Source organism: Mesorhizobium sp. AR10, assembly GCF_024746795.1.
Classification (GTDB): Bacteria; Pseudomonadota; Alphaproteobacteria; order Rhizobiales; family Rhizobiaceae; genus Mesorhizobium.
The window spans coordinates 374,903-391,230 of sequence record NZ_CP080523.1; the positions used below are offsets into that span (position 1 = coordinate 374,903).

14 protein-coding genes and 1 pseudogene are annotated in these 16,328 nt (G+C 58.3%); 5 read left to right on the forward strand and 10 right to left on the reverse strand.

Annotation, left to right across the window (positions count from 1 at the left end; translation table 11 throughout):
* The first annotated feature begins 5 nt into the window (after window positions 1-5).
* A complete protein-coding gene (locus tag LHFGNBLO_RS01800; protein ID WP_258600488.1) occupies window positions 6-1,274 on the forward strand; it encodes an MFS transporter in 1,269 nt (422 codons plus the stop codon).
* 32 nt (window positions 1,275-1,306) lie between these two features.
* Here the strand turns inward: LHFGNBLO_RS01800 and LHFGNBLO_RS01805 are convergent, their stop codons facing one another.
* The 3 genes from LHFGNBLO_RS01805 to LHFGNBLO_RS01815 form a co-directional block, all read right to left on the reverse strand.
* Window positions 1,307-2,650 carry a hypothetical protein gene (locus LHFGNBLO_RS01805; RefSeq protein ID WP_258599768.1) on the reverse strand — a complete coding sequence of 448 codons (1,344 nt, stop codon included), beginning with the start codon at window positions 2,648-2,650 and terminating at the stop codon, window positions 1,307-1,309.
* On the reverse strand, window positions 2,650-3,843 hold the full coding sequence (locus LHFGNBLO_RS01810) for a PLP-dependent aminotransferase family protein (protein ID WP_258599770.1): 1,194 nt from the start codon (window positions 3,841-3,843) through the stop codon (window positions 2,650-2,652). The genes LHFGNBLO_RS01805 and LHFGNBLO_RS01810 overlap by 1 nt, the downstream gene beginning before the upstream one ends.
* 332 nt (window positions 3,844-4,175) lie before the next feature.
* On the reverse strand, window positions 4,176-5,435 hold the full coding sequence (locus tag LHFGNBLO_RS01815; RefSeq protein ID WP_258599772.1) for an extracellular solute-binding protein: 1,260 nt from the start codon (window positions 5,433-5,435) through the stop codon (window positions 4,176-4,178).
* Between the two features lie 204 nt (window positions 5,436-5,639).
* On the opposite strand from LHFGNBLO_RS01815, the gene LHFGNBLO_RS33570 reads away from it, so the two are divergent.
* On the forward strand, window positions 5,640-5,849 hold the full coding sequence (locus tag LHFGNBLO_RS33570) for a helix-turn-helix domain-containing protein (RefSeq protein ID WP_413774613.1): 210 nt from the start codon (window positions 5,640-5,642) through the stop codon (window positions 5,847-5,849).
* A 233-nt stretch (window positions 5,850-6,082) separates the two neighbouring features.
* A pseudogene (locus tag LHFGNBLO_RS01820) lies at window positions 6,083-6,512 on the forward strand (transposase); the annotation flags it as partial.
* A gap of 240 nt (window positions 6,513-6,752) precedes the next feature.
* Here the strand turns inward: LHFGNBLO_RS01820 and LHFGNBLO_RS01825 are convergent.
* Entirely contained in the window at window positions 6,753-7,430 is a 678-nt protein-coding gene (locus tag LHFGNBLO_RS01825; RefSeq protein WP_258599774.1) for a glycerophosphodiester phosphodiesterase, read from the reverse strand.
* An 80-nt stretch (window positions 7,431-7,510) separates the two neighbouring features.
* Between LHFGNBLO_RS01825 and LHFGNBLO_RS01830 the strand changes: the two genes are divergently transcribed.
* On the forward strand, window positions 7,511-8,428 hold the full coding sequence (locus LHFGNBLO_RS01830; RefSeq protein ID WP_258599776.1) for an amidohydrolase family protein: 918 nt from the start codon (window positions 7,511-7,513) through the stop codon (window positions 8,426-8,428).
* A 22-nt stretch (window positions 8,429-8,450) separates the two neighbouring features.
* Here LHFGNBLO_RS01830 and LHFGNBLO_RS01835 read toward each other — a convergent pair whose 3' ends face one another.
* From LHFGNBLO_RS01835 to LHFGNBLO_RS01860, 6 genes are all read right to left on the reverse strand, one after another.
* Window positions 8,451-9,749 carry an ABC transporter substrate-binding protein gene (locus LHFGNBLO_RS01835; RefSeq protein ID WP_258599778.1) on the reverse strand — a complete coding sequence of 433 codons (1,299 nt, stop codon included), beginning with the start codon at window positions 9,747-9,749 and terminating at the stop codon, window positions 8,451-8,453.
* Between the two features lie 241 nt (window positions 9,750-9,990).
* Window positions 9,991-10,803, reverse strand: a complete 813-nt coding sequence (locus LHFGNBLO_RS01840; RefSeq protein WP_258599779.1) for an HpcH/HpaI aldolase family protein — start codon at window positions 10,801-10,803, stop codon at window positions 9,991-9,993.
* A 41-nt stretch (window positions 10,804-10,844) separates the two neighbouring features.
* Entirely contained in the window at window positions 10,845-12,113 is a 1,269-nt protein-coding gene (locus LHFGNBLO_RS01845; protein WP_258599780.1) for an extracellular solute-binding protein, read from the reverse strand.
* 32 nt (window positions 12,114-12,145) lie between these two features.
* Entirely contained in the window at window positions 12,146-12,997 is an 852-nt protein-coding gene (locus LHFGNBLO_RS01850) for a carbohydrate ABC transporter permease (RefSeq protein WP_413774627.1), read from the reverse strand.
* A gap of 47 nt (window positions 12,998-13,044) precedes the next feature.
* Window positions 13,045-14,001, reverse strand: coding sequence for a carbohydrate ABC transporter permease (locus tag LHFGNBLO_RS01855; protein WP_258599781.1), 957 nt, complete (start codon window positions 13,999-14,001; stop codon window positions 13,045-13,047).
* A complete protein-coding gene (locus tag LHFGNBLO_RS01860; protein WP_258599782.1) occupies window positions 13,998-15,173 on the reverse strand; it encodes an ABC transporter ATP-binding protein in 1,176 nt (391 codons plus the stop codon). The genes LHFGNBLO_RS01855 and LHFGNBLO_RS01860 overlap by 4 nt, the downstream gene beginning before the upstream one ends.
* A gap of 136 nt (window positions 15,174-15,309) precedes the next feature.
* Here LHFGNBLO_RS01860 and LHFGNBLO_RS01865 point away from each other — a divergent pair, with 136 nt between their 5' ends.
* Window positions 15,310-16,251, forward strand: coding sequence for a LysR family transcriptional regulator (locus LHFGNBLO_RS01865; RefSeq protein WP_413774614.1), 942 nt, complete (start codon window positions 15,310-15,312; stop codon window positions 16,249-16,251).
* The last annotated feature ends 77 nt before the right edge of the window (window positions 16,252-16,328 follow it).

Here is a 16,328-nt window from a genome sequence, read left to right on the forward strand (position 1 = left end):
CCCGCATGGTCAAGCACACAGTTGAATCCAGGAAAACGGATCGTTCTAGCGGGCAGATGTTCGGCCAGGCTCAGACCTCCGCGTTCTGGACCAAACTGGCGAGTCCACACTTCTTAACCAGTGCCATCGCTGCCCTGCTTGCCTATCAAGGCTTTGCTATGGGGTGGTTTGTCTCTTCGGTGCTCATGACCGAACTGACGGATGATCCCACTCTTATCGCCATGATCCATGCCGCAGTTCATATTCCGCTCTTGATTGTGACACTTCCCGCCGGGGAACTCTCAAGCCGCTTCGACCGGCGTATTCTTCTGCTGGTAGCGCATGCTTTGACCGCGCTGCTCTTGATGCTCTATGCGATTATCGCTTCCCAGTTGGGGCTCTCGCCGGCGCTTCTCATCATCATGCTCTTCTCCCTCGGCCTCACGGCAGCCTTTGCAATGTCGCTTTGGCAGATCGCTGGGCCTGATCTAGTTGACCAAACCGCCGTCGCGGCAGCAACAACAGCGATCTCCGGAAGTTTTAATCTTGCCCGTATGATTGGACCGCTTATTGGGGCCGCCTCCTTACAAGGGCTTGGTATCACCCCAACGCTGCTCGTAAGCGGTGGCTTCGTGGTATTGGGCATTGGTCTCTTGTTAGCGGTCAGGTGGCCTTTGAGACCAGACCCAACCAGCCTGGGTGTTCGCGCCGAACCGACAAGAAAGCCGTTAGCCTATTCCTTGAGTGGTTTCCTGAATCGTCGAGCGTTGCAAATCCTCCTGATCTCTGTTTGCGGAAGTGCTGTGTGGGCATTGCTCCCGACTCTCATTCAGGGGAGATTTCCTGATGACGTGGTGGCTTCACTCGGCCTCTTGACCTCGTCCCTCGGCGCTGGGGCTCTGGTGGGCGCATTTGCCGCAAAAGCGGTTCATAGTCGTTTGGCGCTTAGCTCGGTCCTCAAGCTCTCAGCAGTGATGATGTTCCTGTTGATGGCCGGGATTGCATGGCCGCTTCCACTTTGGTTGTCGTGTCTCCTTGCAGTCGGCATGGGGACATTTTGGTTTTTGAATGGCACAACGCTGAACATTTCAGTTAGGATAGAGGCTCCGGCCAGACTACGTGGGCATATGGTCGCCCGGTTCCTAATGACGTTCTACTTCGGGATGGCGATTGGGAGTGTTCTCTGGGGTGCACTAGCATCGCACCTTGGCGCGGCACCCACGCTGTTTGTTGCCGCCGTGGGGGTGTTCGCTTCGTCAGTGCTTGAGAGAGGATCGATCCCCCACCGCGCGTAGCTGGAGTGAGATGAGTCGCAACGAAAATCGGCCTATATGATGTTCGCCGCAAGTACCTCGCGGACTCCCGCGTCCAGGGTGCCGCCTGTTTCAGCCCAATCCAATTCTCGGTTGAGAAGCTTGCTGAACAAGTCTTCGGCGGCACCAGAGAGGGCGGCTATTCGCACTGCTTCCGCCTTGCGGATCGGGCTTCCGAACGAGCCCCAGCCGGTAGTGCGGTCTTGAGGACGAGGCATCGTAAGAAGCCGCAATTCGTCTAACTCCTCACGGGATACCTCTGCTGTGACGATCGAGAAGTCCGAGTAGGGTACTATCTGAAGCAACTGCAATCGGGATACCGGCCCCGCTCCGAGCCAGCTAAACACCCCATCTAGTGTTGGTTGGCCACAGGTCGTGTAGGCAAATGCCACTTCTGACCCGCCGGAGGCAGCGTAGACAGCTCTTGCCAAGAATGCTGCAAGTGGTGCTGGTCCATGCGACCGAGCAAATAGAGGCGTGCCAAGCTCGCCCAGAATCTCGGTTTCTGCTGCATGGACGACATTCGATCCATGGCCCCCCCATTGCGGTCCGGAAGCCGAGACGAGTTGGCTGCTCGTGTTGAGACGCATGCCGCCTTTAGAGACCTCAATGTCGACAATCGCCAACTCCGACCCGAGAGGCCACGGCTGAACAACAGGTGTCTTACCCAAGTGGCCGAAAAAACGGCCTAGTGTGTGGCCCGCGATGATAAGGTCCACGCTGTCATGCCACGGGCGGCAACGGGAAAAGAACGCTGAAGGATCGGCTAGATACTGATTGGTGGGCACGAAGCTCCAGTCGACGCCATCGTGACACACGCAGACGACGATGGAAGCTCCGTCTTGCCGCAATCTCGCCGCCGCACCGGCCACATCGAAGCTCTTTCCTTCGTTGGTGGTGGGCATCAATCGGTCAGGACGAACAGACCATGAGCCCATGGAAGCCAGATTGTGATGCGTTAGTCCGATGATGCCTACGGCGCCGTCATCCGTCGAGAGCATGGCCGTCGCGGGCAATCCCAATTCCACGTTCGCGGAGAGGACGGGAAATCCCAGGATCTCGATATGGCGGTGAAGGAACTCGCTTCCAAAGTCCAGATCGTGGTTTCCGACCACGGAGGCATCAATGCCGAGTTCCTGGGCGGCCAGAAGCCCTCCAACTCCTCCCGTTGCAACGGTAAGCGCGCCCCCTTGGGAGAAATCGCCGCTGTCGAGCCAAAGGGCACTTCTGCCAGAGCGAAGCTCATTGACAGTTGCCCGCAACGCCTCTCCACCCGGCAGCGATCCGTAGGAAGTTGGCACGACGGCGAAAGATCCGAAAAAGTCGTGCGTCGTAATGAGCCGAAAGTTCTGCACCATTACCGATTCTTCCCCATTTCAGCGAACTGCCCACGGAAATCCTCGTCGAGCAAAGCGGCCACTGTGGCGAGACCGGATGCCACAGTTTGCCGGTCTGGGGGGCTGCTGAGCGATAGCCGGATGGCAGGGCTTGTAGGGGCGTCGTCGACGGCAAATCGATCCGCAGTTCTGACCAAGACGCGGCGACGCCTGGCAGCATCTTCAAATTCCCGATTGCTCCAGGGGTGGGGAAGCTTCAGCCAGATATGCATTGCACCGTCACATCCCGAGAAGGTATGTCCAGCCAGTACCTGCCGCGCGATCGCGTGCCTCGCATCCATCTCCGAGCGAATCGCGGAAGTTATTTGTTCAGCGGTTCCATCTTTGATCCACTGCCGGACGACTGCCGCTTGCAGCGGGGCGGGGAACCAGCTTGAGTAGGTCCGTTCCGCCGCCAATAGCTTCTTTGCATGGTCGACCGATGGTGCGAGTAAGTAGGCTATTCGCATCCCGTGGGCGAGGCATTTGGTCAGGCCCATGACGTACCACGTTATGTCTGGGGCCAACGCGGCTAGAGGCGGCGGGGCTTCAGGGTGCAGCAATCCCAATACATCATCCTCAACAATCTTGAATGAATGCGTTCGGGCAAGCGCCGCGATTTCCTTCCGCCGCTGAATTGACATGATCGAAGTCGTCGGATTGTGGATCGTCGGGTTGCAGTAAAGCAGGTCGGCGGTGCCGGCACTGGCGGAAAACGCCCTTACGACTGCTTCGGGCGTGATGCCTTCGTGATCCAATGCCAAGCTTTCAAGGCGCACGTTCGCCTGCCGCGCGATCCCCTTCAGGACTCCATAGCTTAGCGCCTCACTCAACAGGGTGCCTCCAGTCCTAATGAATGTGCGAAACAGCAGGTGCAGAGCGCTCTGTGTGCCATTTGTGACAATGATTCGATCAGGGTCGATCGCACTTCCAAATCTGCGAGAAAGCAGCCGCGCGCCGCACACCCGGTCTTCCACTGCTCCACCCGGCACGCTTCCGTCGAGCAAGCAGCCGACGTCTTCCTGCGTAGAAAGCGTCGAGAGAGTCCTCACCAAGCCATTGGCAATGTCTCGTGGCCGCGGAGCAACGGAGCGGGTGAAGTCAATTGCAGCGTCCTGGCCGATGATTTTCCGATCTGTGAGATGGGTGCGGTCGATCGTTGGTTGCAGTTGCATTGCACTATCCTGATATCGGTCGATGGGGGGCTTTGGGCCGCGCTATTTCCCGCAACGCGAGCGCCGGATCGTTGACCACAACGGCGTCCGGTTGTGCGGCCATCAGTTCCGGAAACGACATTGGATCGATGTGGCCTGCCCGGGATGCGTCAGGGCCGCATGTGACCATGATCTTGACACCGTGGTCCCTGAAATTAGCTATTTTCTAGCCAGAGCGCGCCCAACAGGCAAGCTCCCGTACGACGTTGGCAGGGGAGCATAGGCTCCGTAGAAATCGTGTGTGCAGAGAATCCGAATTCGCTTCGGCATCACTCACATCTAAACCTGACGCTCTATTGCTTCAGCATTTTAGATACGTTGTTCTGCATATCTGCCATCGCCTGCTCTGGCGTCATTTTCAAAGTCACAACCTGTTGAAGTGTTTCTTGCACTGAGGCGACAATCCTGTTCGAATTCGCGCCGGGGAAGGCGTACCACCTTGTCATTAGTTCGCGATTTGCCATCGCGGCAACAAACAGCGGGTTCTGCGCGTAAAACGTGCCGAAACTTTGTTGGTCAGCGATGACGTTTTCATTCATGGGTACCATACCAGTACGTTTTACGAATATTTCCTGCGCTGTCGGTGTCATCATGAAGCGGAGAAATAGCCACGCTGCCTTCGCTTTCTCGTCATTATCCGAGAACATTACTGCGCTCAGGCCGGCGGCAGGAATTCTGCCGGCGGGATGGGGAATAGGCAAAGGAGCCACTCCGATTTCAAAGGCATTTCCCGCTTGCTTGATAAAGTTCCCCAGGCCCGAACTTGCGGTAACCAGCATCCCCATTTTTCCAGCGCTAAAGGCTTGTCGTGCCTGGTCACGGCTCATATCAGCCACCGTTTGACCAGCCTCGCCAATTTCGCGAATTATGTTAAGGGCCTCCATCCCAGCCTCACTGTCGAACGCAACCTGTCCAAACTCTGTCCCCATCGTCCCACCCGCAGCGTTGAGTAACGCTTGGTATGTCCAGTTCCCACTTGAATCGTGCTCAAAAAACAATCCAAGTGTGTTGCCATCGAGGGAGTTGATCGTTCGGGCTAAGGAGATGATCTCGGGCCATGTAGTAGGGAGTTTTTCTGGATCCTCATAAACCCTGGACACCAACTTCTTATTGAAAACGATAATTGGCAGTGATGCCGCCAGTGTCAGGCCATACTGACGGCCGTTTACTTGCCCCGTTTTGGCGGCTGCGTTGGTGTATCCCGCATCATCCCAAGTGCGATCTCCGTCAATGAAAGGGGAAAGGTCTACAGCGAGTTGGCGCTCAACCAACGGAAGAATCTGATTACTTCCGGTAATACTGAGGTCCGGGAGATCGCCGACAATAGCTTCTCGGAGCGTCTGTTCAGTGAGTGCCTCAAAATTTCGGATATTCGCTTGTATATCGACGCTAATGTCAGGATATTGCCCTTCAAATCTTGTGACGATTTCCTGGAACATCGGAAGCCATCCGGCTGGAGCCGCCGTTACGCGTAAAGTGGTCTCCGCGAATGATGGCGAAGAGATGAGAGAGGCAAGCGCAAAGGCTGCCGTTGCGATAAGTTTCTTTGTCATGATCATTCTCCGTACATTCGTTTTCCTTTGCGCCACGGCCCGGATAGCGCTGCAATGCAACATGTAAGTAACAGATATCGCGAATTCCGATGGATAATGTCGGTTCTTGCGATCTCTGAATCCAAGAGTTTTTTCCTCGGAGTCGTGCGATGTCAAAAGAGGACCACGAAGTCCCCCTCAACGCTATTCGGGCCTTTGTCATGATTGCCAGGTGGAGGGGTATCGGGCGCGGCGCGCGCGCTCGGGACCACGCAGAGCTCGGTAAGCAGACACCTGTCGGTGCTTGCGGACTATCTCGACGCGCAGTTCTGGTCCGGCGTGGGCGAAGCAGCGAACTCACCGAATATGGTCGGTCTTTTGGTTCCGTTGTCGGAGAGTCGCTTGATACAATCAGCTTCACCGCTCACCGAATGAAACGCCAGTAAAACTCCACCGGCAATCGCATTGTCATTCGCACATCGCTGTCGACGTTTGCGTATACTCTGTTGATCCCAAACCTTGAGTGCCTGCCCACTACTTTGGCAGAATTGATTTTGGGGTCATTTGGAACCGGATACGGCAATGTGGACATCGTTGTGGGGGGTGGTGGTTTGAGAGCGCGGCTATGACGGCGCGTCGGATGGCTGGCAGTGTCGGGGGGTTAGGCAGCGGCTGCCGGCAAGAGCGGCCGCCGCGTCGTCTCGGCCTTCATCGCCACCGCGTTCGCCCAGGAGACACCCGACGCCGCCAGCGCCCAGTGGCGGGCCGTCGCCGACCAGATCCGACCGAAGGTGCCCAAGCTCGCCGCCATCCTCGACGACGCCGAGCCGGAGGTGCTCGCCTACATGACCTTCCCGAAGGAGCACCGGGCGAAGCTTCACAGCACCAACCCGATCGAGCGGCTCAACGGCGAGATCAAGCGGCGCACCGACGTGGTCGGCATCTTCCCGAACGACGACGCCATCGTCCGCCTCGTCGGCGCGCTGCTGCTCGAACAGAACGATGAATGGGTCGTCCAGCGCCCGCTACATGACGCTGGAAAGCGTCGGCCAGTTGAGCGATGATCCCCTCATCAGCCTGCCCGCCGTAGCGCGCTGATCAGGCCGGCAATGCCGGAAAGCACGGCGACCGATGCCGCCAGCTACACCACTCGGTGGGACACCATCGGCGCATCAGATGCAATCAGTGGCCTGTTGGGACGTCGTGTCGCGTGGTCCAGCAACTCAGCCGACTTGAGAGACGGCGTCCGTCAGGCCCTTCGCAATAGGAGCTCTCCGGTGGTTAGAATTGCCGGCGCAGCCGCCGACCAGCAACATGGTTGAAGGCCCCCCGGATGTATCAGGGTTGAAGTTCGTGCCATGCAGCTGAGGGGTCATTCACGATTACCGCATCCGGCGTCCGCTTGATCAGTTCTCGGAATTGGTCGGGATCGATTTCGCCGGTCGCCTTGTCGCCAATCCCCGATGTGACAACTATCCGTAGCCCGGCCGCTCGAAGATGGAGGATGCGCTCCGCGGAGGCGCGGGGCTGATGAAGCCTGGCCCACTGATTTGGTCTGAGCCGCGCGAATGACATGATGTCATCGTCTTCCCGCATGAGCGCCACCTGGCGAATGGCCGGAAACCTGTCGTAGAGGTCGTCGCTTTCGACGCAACTGCGAATGCCTATGAGCAGACGACGAGGGTCGGCGAAGACAAGTGACTTCTCGACGAGGCAAACGACCCGCTCGGGGTCGGTCTCTTTGACATCCAAGAACATCGCGTGACCAAGCCTCGCGACCTCAGAGAATTTCGGCGTCGTCGGCGCCGCGTCGACGAGCTCTTCCCACGACATGTGTTGGAGCTCGCGAAGCGATCCTCCGTCATTGACCACATCATCGTGATAGCAAACGATCTCCCCATCATCCGTCAGACGAACGTCCATTTCGATGACGTCAGCCCGGTCGCCAGCAGCCCGGAACGCGCTCATCGTATTTGAAGGTTCATGAGAAGACGCTCCGCCATGGGCGATGATCATCGGTCTCTTGTGGCTTTGATGGTGCCAATCCCATATTGATCCCTGAACGGATTCTAGAATTGAATTCATAGTCTTTCCAATTGCTCTTTTTCGAAACGATCGTTATGTCGCCGGCCAATTCGTATCAGCCCCTGGATAGCGTGACAGACCCTTCCCCCCTTCGGGTAATCGACACGCACGCCCATCTTTGTCATCCGCAAAAATTTTCCTACATTTGGGCGAAGCGAGACCCTCATGACCTGATTGCGGTTGATGCGGCTTCCTTCTTCGAGGATACCTCTCCCGCCGGCGTTGAAAAGATGGTCTTCGTGGAGGCAGCCGTGGAGCCAGCCCAGCATTTTCAAGAGCTTGCTTTTGCAGAGGAGCAAAGTCTTCTCGATCCCAGGGTAGCGGGCTTCATCGCGGCCGCACCTGCGCACCCAAACGAAATGGCCGCAAAGCTGGAGCGTCTCGCAAGCCATCCGCTCGTGCGCGGGATCCGCTTCCTAAGTCGCTATGCCCCTCGGCCCGAGTTCCTCTTGGAAAAACCGATCCGCGAGCTCATGGAGAAGCTCTCATCTCTTGGGCTCATCTGTGAGATTGGGGTTTGGGCGCAGGAACTTCCGATTGTTGCCCAGTTGGCGCGAAACTGCCCGGAGACGATCTTCATCTTGAACCACGCTGGAAAGCCCAATATAGCAGGCGGCGAACTCGAGCCATGGGCCCAAGACCTGAGGCGGCTCGCACAGCATCCAAACGTCCTCTGCAAACTCTCGGGGCTGGCGACCTTGGCGGGTCTTCGCGGCTTCAGTCGGGAAATCCTTGCTCCTTTCGTTTGTCATGTCGTCGAGGTGTTCGGCCCCGAGCGGGTCATGTATGGGAGCGACTGGCCAATGGCTTCGACTTCCGTGCACTATTTGCAACGGATAACCGCCGTTCGTCAGTCACTATCCGATCTTTCCCGGGAGGAGCTCGACGCAGTTTTCAAAGCGAATGCTGAACGCATCTACCGGATTTGACCCAGCAGGCCGAACATATCGCTCAGTTGACGGTCGCGCAATTCGATGGCAGTAGCGCTTGAACTTCGGCTTTCATGGTCGGCATCGTCGCATTCGCGTCGGAGCGGCCTGTTGCGACAGCCTCGACATGAGTCTTCATGACGTCGATGATCTTCAGGCCATTTGCGCCTGCCCAAGATTCCCACGGCGAGACGATCTGCAGCTGTTTGACGCTAGTCAAGAGCTCCGGGTGTTTGTCATAATAGGCCTTCAGTAAATTCTCATCGTTGATCGCCTTTTCGTTGCTCGGCATGTAGCCGGTATATTGCGCCATTAGCGTCTGTCCGATCGGGCCCGTCGCGAATTTGACGTATTCCCACGCGGCCTGTTCCTTTTCTGCGGACGACGGCAGGATGACGGCACTCGTGCCGCCGGCGGGAACCTTCCCACCGTCGACTACATCCGGCCAAGGCATCGTGCGAAAGCGGAAGCGCCCCTGCGCCAGTTTTGCTGCGGTCGTGACGTAAGACGTCGAACCGGCCACTATTCCAAGCTTCCCGGCATCAAACGCCTGGCGGGACTGGCTCCAGTTCAAGTTTGGCATCCCAGCCTCGTGAAATGATTGCAAGGTCTGCAATCCCCACAAGCCGGCATCGCTGTCGAATCGGGCTTCGCAGCCGTTCGGGCCGACGAGGTTGCCCCCATGGCTATTCACGAGCGCTTGGTAGAGCCAATTTCCGGAAGCGTCCCATTGAAAGAAGAAACCGTCAGGCTTTCCTGGCAGATTGCCGATTTTAACGGCCAGATCGTTGATCCCGCCCCACGTTTTAGGAAAATGATCAATGTCTCCACCGGCAGCGCGGACCAGGTCCTCGTTGACATAGAGGATCGGCGTGGAAACCGCGAACGGAAGTGCAAAGACGTTGGCAGAGACCTTGCCCAGATCAACTATCGACTGATTGTAGCCGAGTTGTTGGAAGCCGCCATCCTTACTTGCCAGCTCATCCAGAGGCACAATCAAATTGCGACCCTCCAGAAGGCGCACTTGGTTGAGGCCGACAAAGGCAACGTCGGGAAGATCTTTGCTCAGGACCCCTCGCAGGATTTGCTCCACGCCTGCCTCGTAATCCTTGGCCGGCGTGCGGAACTCGATCTTGATGTCGGGATGTTCTGCCATGAACCGCGTCGCTATCTCCTTCTGCACATCGGAGAAGTTAGCTGGGACCGCGTAGAGGACGGACACCGTGACAGGCGCGGCAAGCGCCGGTTGGAGCGCCAAGCCTGCGAGCACGGCAATAGATGTCATCGCCATGCGCAAATGTCGAATGGTTCTGTTTGACATGTCTAAAAATCCTCTTTTTGGCCGGTAATTTGGCCGTTGGTAATACTGAAATGGATCAGATCGGCTACGTTGAGCCCACGTCTTGAATATGAGGCTCGGGAGGCAGCAACGCTCCCTCCCATCTTCGTTGCGGCCGCCAGCAGGACGCAACAAATCGGCTTCACTCAAGCTATTCCTGAGCAAACCTCCAACCAACTTTGATGGCTGGTTAGATTAGCGGCGGACTGCTCGTCGTCCGAACTCACTCGGCCGCGACTGACGTCCTCGTAGCGTCCGGATCAGCCGGCAGCGCGTGATCTCGAGAGGATATCGACGCATCATATGCGTTAAGGCGATCGAAAAAGTCGGTCGCGCCATAGGCGAGCATATGGTTGGTATGGTCATAAACCAGTCGAACCCCCTTGTTCAGGAATTCGGCGACGTCGGTCCGATTGACCAAAGTGCCGCAGACCTTGCCGGCGCTGACAATTGTCTTGATGGCGCCGTTGACAACCTCTTCGACTTCCCTGGCTCGCTTTCCGCTCTGCCACTCATAAGTATAAGGGACGTAGCCCATTGTAAGGGCGAGATCGCCTGGTGCGATGAGATATGCGTCCACTCCGTCGACCGCCAGGATCTCGGGAAGGTTGTTTACGGCTTCTATCGTTTCGATCATGAGAATGAGGAAGCGGTCCTGATGGTCGAACGGCGCGGAGAACCTGAATCGATCAACGATACTTTGAGCCATCTTCGCATCCGAGACGAGCGGGATCATGAGTCCGTCAACGCCGCATTCGAGATATTTCGTGACCATCCACGGCGATGGATCCTCCGGCCGGAGAACGGACACTATTCCTGCCAAAGTCGCCGCACGGGCCATCTCCTCAACGCGCTCCGGCCCGGCCGAACCGTGCTCGCAATCGATGAGTACTGCATCGAATCCGCATTCGCCCAGCTTTTCCACCAGGCTGGGTGAGGGATGACTTGAGTGCACGAGCGTGCCGATACCGCCGGAACGCAGTTTCTCTTTCAGCGCGCGCGAGGCAGATAGATCTCGCCTTAGGAAGGATGCCATTGGATTGCCTTTCGTAGATTGAATTCAAAGTGATGGTGATATCAGCGCGGGGACATCAAGTCAGACACATCGCGCGACATCTGCTCGAGCGCCTGTTGCGGTGTTGCTTTTTGCAAAACTACAGATGCAAGATGGTCCTTGATGACCGTGGTGATCTTGACGGAATTTTCGCCTGGAAACGCTTCCCATGGCCCCATCTTCGATAGCGCCGGAACCAGCGCACTGAGATTGGGGCGCGAGGAGTAATAGGTCTTAAGTCGTTCGTCTTGAAACGAAAGATCGTTCGCGGGGAGATAAGCGGTCCGCGTTGCCATGACAGTCTGGCCGGCAACGCTTGAGGCGAACTTCATGAAATCCCAAGACCGCTGCTGCTGCTCAGCATTGTTTGAGAACATAATGCTGACGGGGCCGGCCGCCGGCAGGTAGCCCATCTGGGTTCCGGTCGGAAACGGTCGCATTGCGATCTGGAATCGACCCTGAGATCGCTTTTCGATCGCCTCGTAGCTGCTGCTTGAAGTGCAAAGAATACCGAGTTGCCCTGCCGAAAACGCCTGTCGCGCCTGATCGCGGGACATATCGACGCGTGATTGCCCACACTGTCCAAAACCTTGCAGCACCTTCAAAGCCGCGAGTCCTTCGGGGCCAGCAAAACCGATGCTACGATCATCGTTCGCCAGAATGCGGCCGCCAAATCCATTAAGCAGGCCGTGGAAAGTCCAGTTCCCTCCGTTGTCGTACTCCATAAACCCGCCGACGACGTTGCCTTGTCGGAGATCATCGATTTTGCGACCCAGAGCGATAATGTCTTCCCAACTGTCTGGTGGTGTGTTGACACCCGCGCGTGCTAGCAAGTCGAGGTTGTAAAGAACGACCGGCATTGAAACGGCAAAGCCGAGACCGTCGAGGTTTCCTTTGAATTTGCCAATTCGGGTAACAGCGGCTGAGTAGTTCTCTGCCCAGTCGGTTTCGGTCCGCTGGAACACGTCGAGATCCTGGGCGAGATGCCTATCTACGAAGACTCGAAGGTAGTTCGGACTGATGAAGAGAACGTCGGGTATTTCTCCAACTACCGCGTTTCGAAGAATTGTGGTAATGGCCTTTTCGTCCTCTCGAATCGAGGTGTCTAGACCTACTTTGACGTTGCGTCTTCCGACGAACTCATCTCGGAGGGCCTTGAACATATCGCCAAAAATTGAGGGCAGAGCGACAATCCGCAGTCCCTCTGCTGCTTCTGCTGGTGCAATCGCACCGGTTGTGAACAAAATGGAGGACGAGCCGGCAAGAAAGTGGCGCCGCGTTAGTTCAAGCATTGAATGATCCTCTTCGAACCTAGAGACTAACTTCATTTGACCGCCCCCTTGGCGAGGCCCTCGAGGAACCAGCGTTGTGCGGAGAGGAAGGCGATGAGGAGAGGGAGGACGACGAGGGTGGAAGCGGCCATAAGGGGGCCGTAGTCGTTGCCGGCCTCCTCGTTCTTGAAGGCCATGATGCCGAGCGATGGAGGCATGAGGTTTTCGTCACGCACGGCGATCAGCGGCCAGAAGAGGTCGTTCCAGTGGGAGACGACGGAGAAGATCGAGAACGCAATGACCGCGGGCAGTGCCATCGGCACCATGATCCTCCAGACGATCGCCAGCTCGGAGAGCCCGTCGAGGCGGGCGGCATGCACGATGTCGTCGGGGATCGCTTTGAAGAACTGGCGGAACAGGAAGATGCCGAAGGGTGACACGACGAAGGGGAAGACGAGTGCGGCATAAGTGTTTAGAATTCCGGTCTGATAACCGAGGATGAAGAGCGGTAGCGCCAGCACCTGATGCGGGATGAGCAAGCCGATCAACACGAGGGCGAAGAGCACGTCGCGGCCGCGGAAGGTGAGCTTGGCAAGCGCATAGGCCGCCGGGGCGCAGACGAGGATCTGCAAGGCGAGGATGACGGCGCAGACGAGGAAGCCGTTGGCCATGTAGCGGGGCAGCCGCGCCTCGGTCACGGCACGGGTGTAATTCTCGGCCGCATACCACTCTTCAGGAAAGAAGGAGAAGGAGGCTTGAAAGATCTCGCCGGGCGGCTTGAGCGACAGCGAAACCATCCACAGGAAGGGGACGAGGATGAGCGCGCCGGTCATAAACAGTACCCCGTGGCGGAAAACCGCGGCGGAGAGGCCCGGGGTTAGGGGTTTGGCGGCGGGTTTTGCCATGAGCTTGCCCATGGGAGTGGCAGGTGCGGATGTGGTGCCGATCAGGTTCATTGGTAATGCACCCTTTTGTCGATGGCGCGGGCCTGGATGAGGGTGAGCGCTACGACGATGAGAAGGAAGACGATGGTGACGGAGGCGCCGTAGCCGGTCCTGAGGTATTCGAAGCTTTCGCGGTAGAGGGTGTAGAGTAGCACTTCGGAGGCATGCCCCGGCCCGCCCTGGGTGAGGATCTGCACCGTGTCGAAGGCCTCGAAGGCGCGCAGCGCCACGACGATGACGACGAACATCATCACCGGCCCGAGCATCGGCAGTGTCACGGTCCTTAAGCGGTCGAGCCAAAGGTCGACGCCGTCGATATCGGCGGCATCATAGAGGTCCTGCGGGATGGCCTTGAGGCCGGCGAGGAACAGCACCATGGCGAAACCGAGGTTCTGCCAGATGCCGATGACGGCGAGTACCGGCAGCACTGTCTCCTCGTCGCGCAGCCAGTTGGCGGTGGGGAGGCCGAGGCTGGCAAGCGTCTGGTTCAAAAGCCCGATGGTAGGATGCAGCAAGGCCTCCCAGGAGATCGCCATGGCGGTGAGCGTCGCCATGAAAGGTAAAAAGTGGATGGCACGATAGAAGGCCCGCAGTGAGTTTCCGCTCTCTATCAGCAGCGCGATCACAAGGCCGAGGATGACGGTGCCCGGCACGGTGATCAGCACATAGACGATGGTGTTCTTCAGCGACACGCGAAATCCCGGATCAGCAAACACTTCACGGAAGTTGGCAAAGCCGACGAAGGAGAGCGAGGTGGCGCCAAACTGCCAGTCGGTGAGCGCGATGGCCAAGACGGCGAAGATCGGCAGGATGAAGAGGACTATGAGCAGCAGGAGTGCGGGGCCGGCAAGCGACCACGCGGCAAGCATTTCAGTGATCCGATGACGGCGCAGCGCCTTTTGGGAAGCGCGGCGATCAGCTGAGGATGTAACCACTTCCCCTGTGGCTGAAGAGGCGATGCTCATTGCACGCGCTCCTTCATGCGCAGCACAGTCGCGCTTGCGTGGTCGTGAGGACGCAGACGGCGCCCATCCGGGCAAAAGAGGAGCAGCCTTTCCGGTTTGACCCCGAGATGCAGCGTCTGGCCAGAACTGATAAGCGGCGCACGCTCAGCAAGCAGGCGGGCGATGACGGGATGGTCCGTCCCCGGAACGTGGAGATGCACATAAAGGTCGGAGCCCATGTGCTCGACCAAGCGTACGGCACCGGTCAGGATGTTGTGACCGCCGGCCTCGACGAGGTGGAAGGCTTCGGGCCGGATCCCGAGAGCAAGGCCAGTCCCCGATGTTACATTGCCAGGAACGGTGAAGCTCGTGCCCGCGGTCTCGGCCAGCCCGCCATCGCGCACTCGTGCCGCCAGCATGTTGATCTTCGGCGAGCCGATGAACTCGGCCACGCGTCGATCGTCGGGGTCGGCATATATCTCCTGCGGCGGGGCCACCTGCAGAAGCTCGCCGTCGAGCATGACCGCGACCCGGTCGGACATGGTCATGGCCTCCGACTGGTCGTGGGTCACATAGACGAAGGTGACGCCAAGGCGGTCATGCAATTCCTTGATCTCGGCGCGCATCTGCACCCGCAGCTTGGCGTCGAGATTGGAGAGCGGCTCATCCATCAGGAAGACGGCTGGCTGGCGTACCATGGCGCGGCCGACGGCGACCCGCTGCCGCTGGCCGCCGGAAAGCTGGCCTGGCTTGCGCCCCAGAAGGTGCCCGATGCCGAGCACCTTGGCGGTGCGCATCACGTCCTTTTCGATCGCCGCGGCCACCGCCTTCGTTCCCGGCAGGACACGCCCGACCAGCGGCAGACGCTGCCAGGCCGACAGCCGGCGCATCCTGAGCGGTACGGCCATGTTCTCTTGCACCGTCATGTGCGGGTAGAGCGCATAGGACTGGAACACCATCGCCACGTCGCGCCGCTTCGGCCGCACACCGTCGACGACGCGCCCACCGATCGCGATCGAGCCGCCGGTCTGCACCTCGAGCCCGGCGAGGATTCGCAGCAGCGTCGACTTCCCGCAGCCCGACGGACCGAGAAGCGTCAGGAACTCGCCGTCGGCAATATCGAGCGACACATCACGCAACACAGGCGTGGCGCCGAAGGATTTTTCTATTTTTTCGATAGTGATGGCCGCCATTGCTTTACCTCTTTCAGCCGAGCGCGGCGGAAAACCACCACCTTACTGAACTATTATCGCGGCAGAAGATCAAAGCGTTTTGTTGCAGGCATGTGACATGTATCGAATATTGCGATAATTGACCCCGCGAATCGGGATGGATGAGCGCGCGGATAGGGGTGAGATTTTGGACGAGGAAAAGGATCTTTCGCTCAATGCTGTTCGGGCTTTCGTGCAGGTCGCACGCGACAACAGCGTCACCCGGGCCTCGAAAACCCTTGGCATCACCCAGAGCTCGGTGAGCCGCCACCTCGCGGTATTGGAAGAGTATTTCGGCGCCAAGCTGCTCGAACGGCACGGACGCCAGAGTCAGTTGACGGATTTCGGGCGGCTATTCGCCGATGCCGTTGCCGAGCCGCTCGACACGATTTTCTTTACGGCAAAGCAGATGCGCCGCGGTGACGGGAAAGATGCCAACCGGCTCGTCGTCAGGACCTCGCTCTCGACGTTCGCCTATACGCTGCTCATTCCCAATTTGAACGACTTCTCGAAGGAAATGAGCGGCGTCACGGTCGACGTCATCAGCACCCTGTCGGCCCCCGCCTCAACCGACAGCTTCGACGTGCTTCTGACCCGAGACCTGACGCTGACCGAACCGGGAGATCGATGGGATTTCTACGACGAACAACTCGTCTGCGTCGGGGCGCCCGACTGTGTCGCCGGCCGCGGGCTCGAAGCGCTGCGCACCACACCGGTGATTGCCGTCACGTCGCGGCCGGACATCCTGCCGACCTGGCTTCGCGGCATGGACCTGAAGACGTCGGACATCATCTCCGGGGCACGCTACGACCACCACTACCTGGCCCTGCCGGCGGTAACGACCGGTCAGACCTTGCTGGTGACACCCAATATCATCGTGGCGGATCTGATCAGGCAGGGCCTTCTGGAAGTGCTTCCCGGCTCGCGCGCGCCCAGCGGCATGCAATACCGGGGCTATGCGGTCGATCGCAGCGGCAACCCAGATCTCGCCCGCGCCTTCTGCCGTTGGCTCATTAGGCTTTGCCGGAAAAAGACCGAGGAGGAGAACACCGGGAAATAATTTCTGACCGCAATGATGCATCGCAAAACGCGATCCTTTTGGCCGCTTTCCGCGATGCCAAAACTGGCGAGCTAAGG

Coding starts and splice junctions, on each gene's coding strand:
- LHFGNBLO_RS01800 (WP_258600488.1), top strand. CDS start 6: ATGGTCAAGCACACAGTTGAATCCAGGAAAACGGATCGTTCTAGCGGG.
- LHFGNBLO_RS01805 (WP_258599768.1), bottom strand. CDS start 2,650: ATGGTGCAGAACTTTCGGCTCATTACGACGCACGACTTTTTCGGATCT.
- LHFGNBLO_RS01810 (WP_258599770.1), bottom strand. CDS start 3,843: ATGCAACTGCAACCAACGATCGACCGCACCCATCTCACAGATCGGAAA.
- LHFGNBLO_RS01815 (WP_258599772.1), bottom strand. CDS start 5,435: ATGACAAAGAAACTTATCGCAACGGCAGCCTTTGCGCTTGCCTCTCTC.
- LHFGNBLO_RS01825 (WP_258599774.1), bottom strand. CDS start 7,430: ATGATCATCGCCCATGGCGGAGCGTCTTCTCATGAACCTTCAAATACG.
- LHFGNBLO_RS01835 (WP_258599778.1), bottom strand. CDS start 9,749: ATGTCAAACAGAACCATTCGACATTTGCGCATGGCGATGACATCTATT.
- LHFGNBLO_RS01840 (WP_258599779.1), bottom strand. CDS start 10,803: ATGGCATCCTTCCTAAGGCGAGATCTATCTGCCTCGCGCGCGCTGAAA.
- LHFGNBLO_RS01845 (WP_258599780.1), bottom strand. CDS start 12,113: ATGCTTGAACTAACGCGGCGCCACTTTCTTGCCGGCTCGTCCTCCATT.
- LHFGNBLO_RS01850 (WP_413774627.1), bottom strand. CDS start 12,997: ATGGCAAAACCCGCCGCCAAACCCCTAACCCCGGGCCTCTCCGCCGCG.
- LHFGNBLO_RS01855 (WP_258599781.1), bottom strand. CDS start 14,001: ATGAGCATCGCCTCTTCAGCCACAGGGGAAGTGGTTACATCCTCAGCT.
- LHFGNBLO_RS01860 (WP_258599782.1), bottom strand. CDS start 15,173: ATGGCGGCCATCACTATCGAAAAAATAGAAAAATCCTTCGGCGCCACG.
- LHFGNBLO_RS01865 (WP_413774614.1), top strand. CDS start 15,310: ATGGATGAGCGCGCGGATAGGGGTGAGATTTTGGACGAGGAAAAGGAT.